The 14704-nt window shown below is 45.6% G+C and carries 15 protein-coding genes; 8 read left to right on the top strand and 7 right to left on the bottom strand.

Translation table 11 applies throughout. The annotated features are described in order from the left end of the window. Positions 1-187 precede the first annotated feature (187 nt). Positions 188-1483, top strand: coding sequence for a peptidoglycan DD-metalloendopeptidase family protein (locus tag MJO46_RS04635; RefSeq protein ID WP_253988310.1), 1296 nt, complete (start codon positions 188-190; stop codon positions 1481-1483). Between the two features lie 137 nt (positions 1484-1620). Here the strand turns inward: MJO46_RS04635 and MJO46_RS04630 are convergent, their stop codons facing one another. From MJO46_RS04630 to MJO46_RS04615, 4 genes are all read right to left on the bottom strand, one after another. Further along, positions 1621-2091 (bottom strand): hypothetical protein, encoded by a 471-nt coding sequence (locus MJO46_RS04630; protein WP_253988309.1) that lies wholly within the window; start codon positions 2089-2091, stop codon positions 1621-1623. A 102-nt stretch (positions 2092-2193) separates the two neighbouring features. Next, the gene (locus MJO46_RS04625; RefSeq protein WP_198783032.1) at positions 2194-2703 is read right to left on the bottom strand and encodes a M48 family metallopeptidase; all 510 of its coding nucleotides are present in this window, start codon (positions 2701-2703) and stop codon (positions 2194-2196) included. Between the two features lie 43 nt (positions 2704-2746). Continuing rightward, positions 2747-3184, bottom strand: a complete 438-nt coding sequence (locus MJO46_RS04620) for a DUF3010 family protein (protein ID WP_253988308.1) — start codon at positions 3182-3184, stop codon at positions 2747-2749. 139 nt (positions 3185-3323) lie between these two features. Then, positions 3324-4673: a DEAD/DEAH box helicase gene (locus tag MJO46_RS04615; RefSeq protein WP_253988307.1), complete on the bottom strand. Its 1350-nt coding sequence runs from the start codon at positions 4671-4673 to the stop codon at positions 3324-3326. A 248-nt stretch (positions 4674-4921) separates the two neighbouring features. Here MJO46_RS04615 and rssA point away from each other — a divergent pair, with 248 nt between their 5' ends. The 7 genes from rssA to MJO46_RS04580 all read left to right on the top strand — a co-directional run bounded on the left by rssA (position 4922) and on the right by MJO46_RS04580 (position 11935). Next, the gene (gene rssA, locus MJO46_RS04610; protein ID WP_253988306.1) at positions 4922-5866 is read left to right on the top strand and encodes a patatin-like phospholipase RssA; all 945 of its coding nucleotides are present in this window, start codon (positions 4922-4924) and stop codon (positions 5864-5866) included. A 114-nt stretch (positions 5867-5980) separates the two neighbouring features. After that, positions 5981-6670, top strand: coding sequence for a hypothetical protein (locus tag MJO46_RS04605; protein WP_253988305.1), 690 nt, complete (start codon positions 5981-5983; stop codon positions 6668-6670). A 215-nt stretch (positions 6671-6885) separates the two neighbouring features. Further along, complete coding sequence (gene nrdD / locus MJO46_RS04600; RefSeq protein WP_253988304.1) at positions 6886-9003, top strand: anaerobic ribonucleoside-triphosphate reductase; 2118 nt, start codon at positions 6886-6888, stop codon at positions 9001-9003. A gap of 114 nt (positions 9004-9117) precedes the next feature. Then, positions 9118-9579 (top strand): anaerobic ribonucleoside-triphosphate reductase-activating protein, encoded by a 462-nt coding sequence (gene nrdG / locus MJO46_RS04595; protein WP_253988303.1) that lies wholly within the window; start codon positions 9118-9120, stop codon positions 9577-9579. Between the two features lie 114 nt (positions 9580-9693). Then, positions 9694-10050 carry a YibL family ribosome-associated protein gene (locus MJO46_RS04590; RefSeq protein ID WP_253988302.1) on the top strand — a complete coding sequence of 119 codons (357 nt, stop codon included), beginning with the start codon at positions 9694-9696 and terminating at the stop codon, positions 10048-10050. A 286-nt stretch (positions 10051-10336) separates the two neighbouring features. Continuing rightward, a complete protein-coding gene (gene ribA, locus MJO46_RS04585; protein WP_253988301.1) occupies positions 10337-10963 on the top strand; it encodes a GTP cyclohydrolase II in 627 nt (208 codons plus the stop codon). Positions 10964-11083: 120 nt separating this feature from the next. Beyond that, positions 11084-11935 carry a hypothetical protein gene (locus MJO46_RS04580; RefSeq protein WP_253988456.1) on the top strand — a complete coding sequence of 284 codons (852 nt, stop codon included), beginning with the start codon at positions 11084-11086 and terminating at the stop codon, positions 11933-11935. A gap of 133 nt (positions 11936-12068) precedes the next feature. Here MJO46_RS04580 and MJO46_RS04575 read toward each other — a convergent pair whose 3' ends face one another. The 3 genes from MJO46_RS04575 to MJO46_RS04565 form a co-directional block, all read right to left on the bottom strand. Continuing rightward, a complete protein-coding gene (locus tag MJO46_RS04575; protein WP_253988300.1) occupies positions 12069-12521 on the bottom strand; it encodes a FlxA-like family protein in 453 nt (150 codons plus the stop codon). Between the two features lie 205 nt (positions 12522-12726). Then, positions 12727-13113: a VF530 family DNA-binding protein gene (locus tag MJO46_RS04570; RefSeq protein ID WP_253988299.1), complete on the bottom strand. Its 387-nt coding sequence runs from the start codon at positions 13111-13113 to the stop codon at positions 12727-12729. A 141-nt stretch (positions 13114-13254) separates the two neighbouring features. Then, the gene (locus tag MJO46_RS04565) at positions 13255-14703 is read right to left on the bottom strand and encodes a carbon starvation protein A (RefSeq protein WP_253988298.1); all 1449 of its coding nucleotides are present in this window, start codon (positions 14701-14703) and stop codon (positions 13255-13257) included. Between the last annotated feature and the right edge of the window lies 1 nt (position 14704).

Below are 14704 nucleotides of genomic sequence, written 5' to 3'. Positions count from 1 at the left end.
AGAGATATAGAGCATGTAACAGGTTTAAAATGCAAACTGGCGCATATTTTTAGTAAATAGTGTCGCAAAACTGTGAAATAGCGTTTGTCATAATCGATTTTTTGAGATAAGTTGACAAAATTAGGGCTTCCCCCAAAGGGACTGATTCAAAAATATAACGCCATAACGATAACAAAAGGTGAAAGCGTTGCAGACAGGCAAACCCACATTTAACTATTTTTCGCAAACCCGTTTGCAGAATTTATCGCCCACCCACAAGAATATTCTTTTAGTGGGTGGTTTGTTGATTGGCGCAGCCATGCTAATGCCCAATGCTAATCACGTTGTGCCGACCGCACAGCGAATTCCCGTTACCCTCGATCTTGACAATATTTTACCTCCGGTATCAGCACCCCTTGAGCAAGATCCCATAATAGACAACAGCCCTGATTTCGAGCGTATTATTGCTTCAGGTGATACTTTAAGTAGTTTATTTTCTAAGGCGGGCATCGATCAGCAGACTATGTATAAAGTATTGGAGGCAGACTTAAACGTACTCGCCCTCGATACCTTATTACCCGGTAACCGTATGCGGTTTTGGCTGGATAATGAAGGCCAACTGCAAAAATTAGAACTTTACTTCAACGCAGCACGCCAAGTGGTATTTACTCGTTATGAAGACGGCAGCTTTAACGTTGAAGAAGTGAATGTGGAAGGTGTTTGGCAAAATCGTATTGTGACTGGAGATATTAAAGGTTCATTTTACGTTTCTGCTCAAAAAATGGGTTTAGCAGCCGCCGATATTCAGCGTATTGAAGATTTACTCAAAGAGAAAGTGAATTTTGCACGGGATCTACATGCAGGAGACAAATTCTCTGTTTTGGTAAATGATCAATATGTTGAAGGTGAAGCGACGGGTAGCAGCCAAATATTAGGCGTGAGTATTAAAACGGGCCGTTCTGAAATTAGTGCATTCCAACATACCGATGGTAGTTATTATGATGCCAAAGGCCGAAGTTTAGTGCGTGCATTCCAGCGTATTCCGTTGACTAAACAGCCACGAATGAGCTCTCGTTTTAACTCCCATCGCAAGCATCCGATTACTGGCCGTATTTCTCCCCATAATGGTGCTGACTTTTCGGTGCCTATTGGCACTAAGGTCATTGCGCCTGGCGATGGTGTCGTGAGTTTAGTCACCGACCATCAGTTTGCGGGTAAATATATAGTGATAGAACACGGTGGTAAGTATCGCACCCGATACCTGCACCTTTCTAAGGCTTTGGTGCGTAAAGGACAACGGGTAACTCGCGGTCAAGTTATTGCTTTATCAGGTAATACGGGGCGTTCGACGGGGCCCCATCTACATTATGAATTCCATGTTAATGGTAAGCCTGTCGATCCGATGAAGGCCGATATTCCGATGTCGAGTCAATTAGCAAATCAAGAATTGAATAGCTTTGCTAATACGGTTAAAAGTCGCCAAGCTTTAATGAATTTGGGTTAATTAATTTACTCAATCGGCGATTTTTCAAAACCGATTAGATGAATTAAAAAATGCCGATGAAATTTATTTTCATCGGCATTTTTTATTGCTTTGTTTATTTTTTGTTAAAGCTAAAGGCAGTTATGCGATACGCTGTTTTAACTCGCTTGGCGCTTTTGCATTGCCTTTAAGGCACATTTGCATAGTCGTCCTTTTAAAGCTGGACAGCCACTACAGGGGGATTTTTTATAGGGACGCAGTGCAAAACTGCGGCCCGTCGGTGAGGGGGATAAACGTTTAATGACGGCCGATGACAGGAAACTTGCATCATTAGCGGCAATAAACTGGGCTTTAGCGAGTTTTAATTGCTTTTTAAGTGCAGGCTTGTCGAGATGCTTAATGTGCTGTTTAGTGAGGTGGTCGGATAATAGTTGACTTAAATATTTACGTTGAGCTTTTTTACTTTGCAATCGAGTATCTGGATTTAAATTCGCCGTGGCGTTAGACACGGGTGACATGAATTTCATCGAAGCCGATATTTCAACCGATTTAGCCTGTTGCTTTTGCAGTTTTTTTGCTTGTTTTTTACACCACTTTTCAAGCTTTTTATCAATATTCGGCTTTTTCATACGATCTGACAATGGCTGATAACACGAATTTATTCTAAATGAAAATTATTATCAGTCAATATCGGGTGGTATAAAAATGAGATGCAAAGGAAAAAACTGTGACTAAGTCGTGTAAGGTGATGTATTTGTATCTATGCAGGTGAGTAATAAGCGCAAATCAAATTCGAACTGGTGGTAATCTGGCTCCATATAAGTACACAGATTATAGAAAGCCTTATTATGATCTTTTTCTTTAAGATGGGCTAATTCATGTACTACGACCATTCGAAGTAAAGGCTCGGGGACGCGTTTTAATCTGGAAGATATACGAATTTCATTCTTAGCTTTAATTTTGTTCCCTTGTACCCGTGATACATAGGAATGTAAGCCAAGTGCATGATGACTAATGCTAATTTTGTCGTCGAAGATCACTTTTGACAAAGGTGAGGATTGACGCAAGAAGCGGTTTTTTATCCCTTGGGTATAGTCATAAAGTGCTTTATCACTGCGAATATCATGGATTTCAGGATGACGGCGTAGGAGGAGTGCGGGTAAGGTTCCTGCATCTAGATGCTGTCGTACCTGTTGCTGGATATCGGGGCTATAGCCGCTTAAATATTTTAATAATGGCATAGGAAGTTGGCTCCGAATCGCTTCGGAGCCAATAGTCTGGGTATTAGGCTTTACCAAAAATACGACGGTTTTGCTGTGCGAAAGCGGCCTCAAAGGCCCCCTGTTGCACACGCTTAAGATCTAAGCTGTCAAAATCGACTTGGGGTGGGTTGCGTTTATTTTGCTCTTTGATCGTCACTGGGGATAGCAAAGTCACTGGTAGTTCGCCTAACTGAATGGCGGCTTCTAGTTTAAAACTCGTTGCAGAACCTGCTAACTTACCTTTTTGTTCACGCTCAATAATCACTATTTCATCGACTTTGTAGTCTTGCATTAACTTATGGAAAGCAAAATGAAAGTCACGGATCGCCTCTGCGGTTGCCGATTGCGAAACACTGAAGGACACCTTACGGCACTCAGGCACATTAAAGGTCTCACCTTCATAACTTAATAAACTGATAATGGCTTCGCCACCTTTTAACTCAACACCACAAACTCTCATGTTACACCTTCAAAATATCAATAACTGCGCTATTGTAGCTGGAATGCGGCTCAGAGAGCTTACGACATGGATCCCAGCCAGTTTCAAGTTGATGGTAATGAGCCTTAGTATTCAGTTACCATCAACGCCAATTTAAAAATTAAACTTCTTCAGTATCATTGTCTTGCAGCAAGGGGGCCGCGGGCTTTCTACGCATTGGCGCATCGCCTACATCGACGCCCGTAATAAAGCGTTTATCACGGGATGGCGCGGCTTTAGCCGCTTTAGCCTTGATGCTGCCCTTTGCTGGCGCTGTTTTAGCGATTCGTTTTGCCGGTGGCTGTTTAGACTTATCTTTAAGACCGCTAAATTTTGCTTCTAGCCCAGGAATAACACTGATTTCAAATGTTTTTCTGAGGAAAACTTGGACTTTCTTGAAGTTATCCCAATCCTTTGGCCCTACGAGTGATATTGCATCGCCTTTGGCTCCTGCACGACCGGTACGACCAATACGATGAACGTATTCTTCGGCAAACTTTGGCATGTCGAAGTTAATGACTAATGATACGTTAAGCAGGTCCAATCCACGGGATGCCACGTCGGTAGTGACTAAAACTTGCTGCTGCCCACGGGCAAATTGATCCATGATCTGATTGCGGGCGGTTTGCTTTAACTCGCCACTGAGTGCTGCCGTTGCAAACCCGTGAGCCGAGAGTTTGGTCGCTAATCGTTCGGTATCAGGACGCGTCGCTGTAAAGATAATCACTTGTTTATGCTGTTCATCTTGCAGTAAACGCGTTAATAGAGCCTCTTTATGATCTAAATGATCACAGAGGAAAATACGCTGATGAATATCGTTATGCTCACTGTGGGCTGCGCCTATGGCCACATGGGCAGGATTTTTCAACAAAGTTGCAGCAATATCATTGATTTCACTGTGATCTAACGTTGCCGAGAACATTAAGGTTTGACGGCGTTTATGATCCGCTGCTTCATTGATGGCCTTAAGTTGCGGCGCAAAACCTAAATCCAACATACGGTCGGCTTCATCGAGGATGAGCAGTTCTAGTCCGTTGAGGAATAAATGTTTTTGTTCTAAATGATCCGCAATTCGCCCCGGTGTTGCAACGATAAAATGTGGTTCTTTGGCGAGGGCTTTAGCTTGATCGTTAAAGTTTTCGCCCCCCAGAACGCTAATGGCCTTGTATTGAGTATTGGCAACGAGTAAACGAAGTTGGCTATAAACCTGATGGGCTAGCTCGCGGGTTGGTAATAAAATCAATACTCTAGGATCGCGTTTGGTGAGTGCACGGGTAGATATGACTCTTTGCAATGCTGGCAGCAAAAACGCAAGGGTTTTACCCGAGCCTGTTTTTGATGACGCCATTAAATCTTTACCTGCCAATGCGATAGGCAGTGCTTGTTCCTGGATGGCGGTAGGGGCAGTGATCCCCATATGCTTTAAGCTTTGTAACAGACGCTGGTCCAGAGAAAAATCGGTAAATTGCAAAGGTATATCCCCTAAATCTTAGTAAGGGCAGATTATAGCCTTAAACGGCTGTTCTCAGCTATCCACATCGATAATTATCTCGCCATTAGTGCTAAGTTGCTGCCAAAAATAGGGCAGATAATGTTAGGGTTCAATATTTATTTACATTGATGTTACAACCACTTAATTCCATCTATTTCACTCTCTATGGTCGAAATGTTGGGATTTTAGGTTATTCTGTGACCGAGTCTATTTAGGGGGAACATTTTATGGTCAAAGGATCAGCACCAACTATTGGCATCGCCTTAGGCAGTGGCGCGGCAAAGGGGTGGGCACATATTGGGGTGTTAAATGGATTGGCTGCGCTGGGCATTAAACCCGATAAAGTGGCGGGTTGTTCCATTGGCGCTTTAGTTGGGGCGGCCTATGCCCACGATCATTTGCCTGAACTCGAAGAGTGGGTGCGTAGTTTTTCGAGCTGGGATGTTCTTGGTCTAATGGATATTCGTTGGCGTAAAGGAGGATTGATTGGCGGCGAAAAAGTGTTTGATGTGCTGCAGTCTCGCATCGGAGATCTGACTATTGAACAACTTAATCGGCCTTTTGCGGCGGTCGCAACGGATTTATATTCGGGTCAAGAGATTTGGTTCCGCCACGGCGATTTGCGCCAAGCTGTCAGGGCATCTTGTTCTATGCCGGGGATTTTAGCGCCTGTGCGCCAGGGAGATCGCTGGTTAGTTGATGGCGCAGTAGTGAATCCAGTTCCTGTGTCCGTTAGCCGTGCTATGGGAGTGGATATCGTTATTGCTGTCGATTTAAACGGATACCATTCGGGGCGATTGCAAGTATTGCCTGTCAATATGACCAGCCAAAAGGTGACGGAAGCGTCTGATTTACCCGCTCGACAAGAAACGGGCTTTATGGATTTATTCGCCCGTGGCCGGGAATATGTTAGCAGTTTGACCGATAAATTTTCCCTAGGGACTAAATCCAACCCAGGCATGATTGCCGTGATGTCCCAGTCCATGGGGATTTTAGAGCAAAGACACAAACGGGTTCGCCTAATGGGCGATCCGCCGGATATCCTTGTTGTGCCAGAAGTTGCCAATATTGGCACTATGGAGTTTCACCGCGCCGATGAGGCGATTGCCGCAGGTGAGGCTGCCGTTGCGAAGGTGGCCCATTTGATAGAGGCTGCGATGTGGAAGGGCTAATGTAGACGGAAGGGCTGAAACTGTGCCGCTTTAACTCAAAGATTTGAGTTTTAAAACAATTGGCTTATTTTTTGCTTTAAAAAGTCACGCAGTTTTAGACGCCGAATATTTGACATGAGTTCTATTTTAAATACCTCAAATCTTAATCGCAGCAACACCAGTATTGCCGATGCCTACGGCCTCAATAGCCAAAAAGCGAGCACGGCCAAGACGGAATCGAGTACTGAAAAACCCTCATCCCAGAAAGGCACGGCTCAGACCGAATCGGCGGGGGCAGATGCGATTGCACTGTCACCACGGGCGCTGCGGGCACAAAAAATCCAAGCGATGTCGAAGGATTTTTTTTCTAACGGTCAATTCAGTGTAACGGATATTCCTGCGTTAGTGTCTCGTTTACAGAAGGATGGCATCCTCTCGGAGAGTCAGCTTGAACGTCTATCGCAAAATGGGATTAATCCACTTACTACAGAGAAGACGAACACCCAATCTCTGCAGGACTTCATCGATGATGAGCTTAAGTCACTGAGTAAAACGTCTCCTAACAGCCCATTGATCAACACCTTAGCCGATGCTAAGCATGTACTAACGAATATGGATGATGCCCAGTCCCCTCTTTTAGCCCAAAAAGCGGCCAAAGTGTTTGGACAATTAACGGATTATTTAAACTCAAATCCTCCCATGACGGACACGCAAAAGCAGCAATGGCAGGGACTTAAATCCACCATGCAAGTGGCCTCGTCTATGGGATCTCAGCAGTCGGCCCTTGGGCAGTTGAGTAGTTATTTAGCTTTGGCAAAGCGTTAACTAGCCTGCTTTTTTACTCAGGTCAAGGCTCTACTTGCAGATCATAGGGCTTTGCTACAGTTCTTCTTTGTTCTTTTCTTCCATCTTCTAAATCATGATCTGGATCATGGAAGTTTCAACACCGATATCGCTTAATGCTCTATATATTGTGCTTACTGATTATTTAATCACTATATATAGTGTTAATTTTAGTCGAGATGGAGAGGAACTGAACAATGCCAGTCGTGATTAAGCGGGATGGTTGCCGCACGCCTTTTGATGAGACAAGGATAAGAGATGCAGTTATCGCCGCTGCAAACTCAGTTGGGATAGAGGATGCCGACTATGCCGCCACCGTGGCCGCTTGTGTCAGTCAACGGGTGGCATCTTTAGCCGAAGTCGATATCCACCATTTGCAAGATGCCGTTGAAAATCTGCTGATGGAGGGACCCTATAAGTCATTGGCTCGGGTGTATATTGAGTATCGCCATGATAGGGATATTTGCCGCGAAGCCACCAGTAAATTGAATTTAGAAATTCGTGGTCTGGTTGAGCAGAGCAATGCTGCGCTGCTGAATGAAAATGCTAATAAAGACTCGAAAGTTATCCCGACCCAGCGGGATTTACTCGCGGGGATTGTGGCTAAACATTATGCCAAGAGCCATATTTTGCCAAAGGATGTCGTGGCTGCCCATGAAGCAGGGGAAATCCACTACCACGATTTAGATTATTCGCCATTCTTCCCCATGTTTAACTGCATGCTGATTGATCTGGCTGGCATGCTAACCCACGGTTTTAAAATGGGTAATGCCGAGATTGAAACACCCAAATCGATCTCAACGGCAACCGCTGTCACCGCCCAAATCATCGCCCAAGTGGCCAGCCATATCTATGGCGGTACAACCATCAATCGAATCGATGAAGTGTTAGCGCCCTTCGTGGCAAAGAGCTATGACAAACACTATCAAGTTGCATTGAACTGGCAGATTAAAGATGCCAAGGCTTTTGCTACGGCGCAAACCGAAAAAGAATGCCACGATGCTTTTCAGTCACTCGAGTATGAAGTCAATACCTTACACACGGCTAACGGCCAAACACCCTTCGTTACCTTTGGTTTTGGTTTAGGCACTTCGTGGGAGTCACGCCTGATTCAGCAATCTATGCTCAAAGTGCGCATGGCCGGCCTAGGAAAAAACCGTAAAACCGCGGTCTTCCCCAAATTAGTGTTTGCCATTCGAGATGGTATTAACCATAAAGCGGGCGATTGCAACTACGATGTCAAACAAATGGCCTTGAAATGCGCGAGCATGCGGATGTATCCCGACATTTTAAACTACGAGCAGGTTGAAAAGGTCACTGGTTCATTCAAAACGCCCATGGGATGTCGTAGCTTTTTAGGCACCTATAAAGAAAATGGTGAGCTGGTCCATGAAGGGCGTAATAACCTCGGGGTGGTAAGCCTTAACCTGCCACGCATTGCCCTAGAGGCCAAGGGGAATGAAGCCGAATTTTACCGTATTTTAGATGAACGCCTATTACTTGCCCGCAGGGCCCTAGATACCCGTATTGAACGTTTGAACGGCGTGAAAGCCCGAGTGGCCCCGATTCTTTATATGGAAGGTGCCTGTGGCGTGCGCTTACGTGCCGATGACGACATAGCTCAGATATTCAAAAATGGCCGCGCGTCTATCTCATTAGGCTATATAGGGTTGCATGAAACCATCAATGCACTCTATGGCACAGAACACCATGTCTTTGATAATGCAGCACTGCGTGAAAAAGCCGTGGCAATCGTGGCCCATTTAAAAGCGGCAACAGAAGCGTGGAAGAACGAGACAGGTTATGGGTTTAGTTTATACAGCACGCCAAGCGAGAGCCTGTGCAGCCGTTTTTGTAAACTCGATGCAAAACAATTTGGTGTCGTCGCAGGCGTCACGGATAAGGGATATTACACCAATAGCTTCCATTTGGACGTTGAAAAGCATGTTAATCCCTATGATAAGATTGATTTTGAACAACCTTATCCCGCCATCGCCAATGGTGGTTTTATCTGCTACGGCGAATATCCCAATATGCAGCATAACCTAGAGGCGTTGGAAAATGTCTGGGATTACAGCTATAGCCGCGTGCCTTATTACGGCACGAATACGCCGATAGATGAATGTTATGACTGTGGTTTTACAGGGGAATTTAGCTGCACGAGTAAAGGTTTTACCTGTCCTAAATGCGGTAACCACGAACCGAGCAGAGTGTCGGTGACCCGCCGAGTCTGTGGCTATTTAGGTAGCCCAGATGCCCGGCCATTTAACCACGGCAAGCAGGAAGAAGTGAAGCGCAGGATCAAGCACTTGTAACATTTCTGAATCATTTCATCTAGTACACTGAGCTTGAGGCGCAGCGGGATACACCTTGCTGCGCCGCATGTTTTAGCCGACTTAGGATCGGGCGGCTCATCGGGAACTGACATTATGAATTATCACCAATATTATCCCATCGATGTGGTCAACGGCCCCGGAACCCGTGCCACCTTGTTTGTCTCGGGTTGTGAGCACCAGTGCCGTGGTTGCTATAATCAAAGCACTTGGGATGTGCGCTCTGGGCATCTGTTTGATCAAGCAATGGAAGATAGAATTATTGCCGATCTTAAGGATACGCGTATTGTGCGCCGTGGTCTGTCACTCTCTGGCGGCGATCCACTGCTACCTGCAAATGTCGAGGCTATTCTGGCGCTGGTTAAGCGGGTAAAAATAGCCTGTCCCGAGAAAGATATCTGGCTGTGGACGGGTTATGTACTTGATGAGCTCACCGACTTACAAAAAGCCGTACTTGAGTATATCGATGTGCTGGTGGATGGAAAATTCGAACAAAGCTTAGCTGACCCAAGTTTGGCTTTCCGCGGCAGCAGCAATCAGAAAATACGTTTGTTATAAAAGCGGTAACGAGGATCGTCAACTTGCTGTTATAATCCCAAACCTTGACACAGATGCTAGCACTAACAGGCGAAGATATTACTGTGGCTAACTTAGGTAAATTAAGGTAAGAGAATGAATTTAAAGCAAGAACTGCAGCAGCTAAACGATAAATTAGATAAATTTCGTCGTAAACTTGCTGCGGCAGAGCAAAGGGGCGATGATGCGATTATTGCCCAGTTTAAACGCGAAATCGCTGCGGTCACTAAGCAAATTAGCAGTGTGAAGGGTCAGCAGACGCGTCTATTAAACAAGCAGGGTAGCGATATCCAACATTTGCCCTTCCACCGTGCGCTGACGAAAGCCGAGCAGGCCGATATGGGCCAGCTGAAAAAATCCGTTAAAGGTTTAGTCGTGGTTCACCCCATGACAGCTTTAGGGCGTGAAATGGGACTGACTGAAGTGACCGGTTACGCACCAGCAAAGTTTTAACCCGAGTCAGCCGTTTAGCTCTGTTGAGCACCAAGGGATTGGCAGCATAGCTTCGAATATCGATGCTGTGTTTGCGGCCCTAATAGGCTAAAAGTCACTGGGATGCGTCAAGATTGCGATTGAGTACAAGGTATTCTAGTTGGGATTGATTCAATCACAACAGTTTTCTTGATGGCGTAAAACGCTTTAGAATAGGGCGCTTCATTGGCTAAGTGCCTAATTACGGTTTTGTTTTTATGGATGTTCCCTCGTCTCATGGAATGAGAGTTGTCGTTAAGGTTAAGTCATGTCGATAAAATATGTCGCGACGTCAAAATTACCCACTCCTTGGGGTGTGTTTGCCATGCATGGTTTTGAAGATACAGAAACCGGCAAAGAGCATGTTGCACTCACGTTTGGAACTCTCAGTGCGGATGAGCCAGTATTAGGCCGTATCCATTCAGAATGTTTAACCGGTGATGCCCTATTTAGCCTACGTTGTGACTGTGGTTTTCAGTTACAGACCGCGATGCAAAATATTGCCGAAACGGGCAGTGGTTTTATTCTGTATCTGCGCCAAGAGGGGCGAGGCATTGGTTTATTAAATAAGATCCGCGCCTACGAGTTGCAGGATAAAGGGGCTAATACGGTCGAAGCCAACGAACAGTTAGGTTTCCCTGCGGATATGCGTAAATACGATATGATTAAGCCTATGCTTGAACAGATCGGTGTGAAGCATGTGCGTTTGATGACCAATAATCCTCGTAAAGTCAAAGCGATGAAAGATCTTGGAATTGAAGTTGTTGAGCGAGTACCATTACAGGTCGGTAAAAATCGCTATAATGAAGCTTATTTAAAAACTAAGTCTACCGAGCTTGGGCATATGATGTCTGAACATCATTTTATGGATGAAGATGAGTCGCCTCTAAGCTGAAAAGTCTACCGATTAAGTGCTGAACATCAGGACTGTTAGAACAAATTGAGCAATTTTTTCAGTCGGCTATTATTCACGGTTTTTTCTGTGCCTACGCTGTGTATCGGCGTTATTGCTTCTATGGTTGCGTGGGCACAGGATGTTTCTGCTGCCTCCCTCACATCGAGCCAATCATCGACGGATCCTTTGGTAACAATATCCGCCGATTCTCCCATCGATGGTAAGAACAATCCCAATTCCGCTTATGCCTTTGGCAGCTATCTCGGCACTGGGGTTTATCGCGCCGCAGAACAGAATGCGACCGTTGTCAGTATTCCTTTAACCTTTGATTTACAAAAAGAGAAAGACAGCCGGACTTGGCTGCGTATTCCTTTATCCTTCGGTTTTTTTGACTACTTAGCTAGGGACTTAACCGAAGGAGAATTACCTTCTTCGGTGGGCACTATGACGGTGACGCCCGGTGTGGAGCATCATTGGCAGGGGAGTGAGAATACCCGCATGGAAGCCTATTTTGACCTCGGGTTCGGCACTAACTTCGATACCAATGATAATGTGGCGATCTTCGCCTCCGGCGTGAGTAGTCTTTACGATTTTACGTTTGCGGGTGAAGAGAGCGTTTGGGTGTCTCGCTTACACTTTGCGGGCTACAGTGAGCGGATTGGTACATTAACGGATCAATTTGCGGTGTTGCAAAGTGGTGTCGATATTGGACTCTCACCGCGCTGGCAATGGTGGAATATACAGGTCCAACCGAGGATTTTTGCCATAGGGTATTGGTATTTTAATGAGCTGAACTTTAGCAGTAATGCCGAGGAAGATACTTTAGTCTCAGGCAGCTATGAAGTGGGTGCTACGCTCGCGTTCTCAAAACCCTTGGGTGGCGATTTACTCGGGGTTGACCGTATAGGGCTCAGTTACCGTACTGGTGATGGGTTAAATATCTGGCGATTGGTGTTTAGTTTCCCGATTTAGTCGTAAACGTATTCAGCCCCAGCAAAGTTAAGGGGCAATTTTTAAGGCGCAATTCTTAAGAAACGCCTCTCAATAAACCCTTCCAACAAGGAACCCTACTCAAGGGGCTAATTCTCAAAGGTGGGTGATGTCACTATCCCGCCGACTCTTGGGCATCGCGCATTTTTTTATCCATTAACACCGCTACTTGATTACTGAGTAGCATGATCTGCTCTTGGATCAACTTACGTTGCTGTTCTGCCGTCTTAGAGTTATCGCCTGCGAGTTTAGTGAGCATTTCCTGGAGTGCTTTTATTTGCTCTTTTATGCGTTCAATTTGTCCATCGATAAGCGATGTGGGTTCTTCAGCATCGGCGCTTTCGGCTTGTTGTTTTTTCTCTGCGTTACTGCTTCGCAATGCTGCGCCCACTTCCGTCGCTAAAGCTGCGCGCCCAGCATCGGATATTGACACACTTGCTTGAGTGTCATCGCTTTGGGGATCCGCTGTCGCGGTTGAGGTTGCCGTTTGAGTGGGAGCAATAAAGGCGTTTGAGACGGATTTAAATTCCGAACTATTGGCCGCGATGTTTAATCCATTAATGTTCATCGGATATTCCTTATAACGCTTGATGTATAGAATTTAACCTATATCGGCGGCGGTCCAAAAAACTAGAGTCGATTAACCAATAAATTATCGGCAATGGGCTATCGTTGGGGCGTTGTGTGTGCAGCCCTTTGTTGTCTAAAGGGCTGCGTTAGGCGGTGCTGTTTGAGACTTACTGTTTTAGCGGTGCTGTCGGTGTGAGGAGGCGTTAGTCCCGCGTTCCCCAAATATGACTGTTGACATTGCTATCAGTGGCATTGCTATCAGTGACAGTCGGCTCAGTCCCTTTGCTCGGCTTTTTATTCGAAGCCATACTTTTAGGGGGAGCAGCCTTAGCCCTGTGGGGAGCAGAAGTGCTCGCCTCTGGTTTAACCGGTAGGGGGAGTTTATTGGCTTTTAAGTATAAATATTCCACTTTTTCCCTTGCCCAGTCGGTTTTTCTTAGGAAGCGTAGGCTCGATTTAATGCTGGGATCATGGGTAAAACAACGGATTTTGATCCGTTCGCCCAATTCTTCCCAGCCATAACGCTCAACGAGGTCGGTGATAATGGTTTCTAATTTTATACCATGCAGCGGATTATTGGCTTGAGTCATATTTTACATATTGCAGTGAGCTATGGCGGGATTATAGCAGTTTAGTGGCTGAAGTTAGAGCCTATTTATGGGCATAAAAAAACAGGCACTATTGAAAGTGCCTGTTTGGGATCATTTGCTTAGATTAAGCTTGTTAGACGCTTACGCTTCGTCGGGTAACTCCGCATCGCTATCGACTTCGCCTTTACCTTTGGTTTTGACAATTAAAAGCCCTGTAATCACTAAGGTAGAGATTACCCCTGCAATGGTAGATAAGGTCATAGGTAAACCCGCACCTAAGGTCGCAGAGTTGAGCAAGAAGGTGATCACGACTGTGGTCATAAACATGGCTGGAATAGTACAAATCCAGTGCAGTTTATTATGGCGTAGCAGATAGGCTGAAGCTGTCCACAGCATAAGCACTGCAGTCGCTTGGTTCGCCACACCGAAATAGCGCCAAATCACCCCAAAATCGACTTGAGTCAGCAGACCACCAATCACAAACAAAGGTATCGCAAGCACTAAGCGTTTAGGTAAGGTCACCTGTGGCATTTTAAAGAATTCAGCCAAAATCAGACGGGCTGAGCGGAAGGCGGTATCACCTGAGGTAATAGGCAGGATAATCACACCTAGGATAGCCATAAACCCACCGACAGCGCCTAACAAGCCAGTAGAAGCCTCATATACGACGTTAGCAGGGTTACCAGCCATACCAGTGCTAAGGCCTTCAACACCACCGAAGTAAGAGAGTGCAATCGCACACCAAAGTAGCGCAATAATACCCTCACCAATCATGGCACCGAAGAACACAAAACGGCCATTTGTTTCATTTTCAACACAACGTGCCATTAAGGGAGACTGGGTTGCATGGAAGCCTGAAACGGCACCACAAGCGATAGTGATAAATAATGCAGGCCAAAGTGGCATGTCATTTGGATTTAAATTTTGGAAGAAATCGCCAGCTTGTACATTGGATAGTAAGGTATGCTCGCTCGACAGAATAATGGCGAAGGCCAGTCCAAAGGACATAAAGAACAGTAGGGCGCCAAAAAATGGGTAGAGTCTGCCGATAATTTTATCGATAGGAACGACAGTCGCGATCAGATAATAAACGAAGATAACACCTACAAAAATGCTGACATCCCAACCTGTCAGTTTGCCAAGCAGGCCCGCTGGTGCCGAAATAAACACCACGCCTACGAGCAGTAGCAATATGATTGCAAACACATTCATAAAATGTTTTGCACTCTTGCCTAGGTATTTGCCTGCGAGGTTAGGCACGGATTGGCCACCGTTACGAACGGATAACATGCCCGAGAAATAATCGTGAACCGCACCGGCGAAAATACAACCGATCACAATCCATAGCATAGCTGCAGGGCCATAGAGCGCACCGAGGATAGGACCAAAGATTGGACCCACACCAGCGATATTAAGTAGTTGGATTAAATAGACTTTACCCTTTGACATCGGCACGTAGTCGACGCCATCCGTTTGGCTGTAAGCCGGTGTTTGACGTTTAGCGTTAATGCCGAAAACTTTTTCAACAAAGGCGCCATAGATAAAATAACCGCCGATCAAAAGACCGACACAGAGTAGGAACCACATCATT

This window comes from Shewanella sp. KJ2020, assembly GCF_024197625.1.
In the GTDB taxonomy this organism is placed as follows: domain Bacteria; phylum Pseudomonadota; class Gammaproteobacteria; order Enterobacterales; family Shewanellaceae; genus Shewanella.
This window is presented reverse-complemented; position numbering and strand designations above follow the sequence as displayed.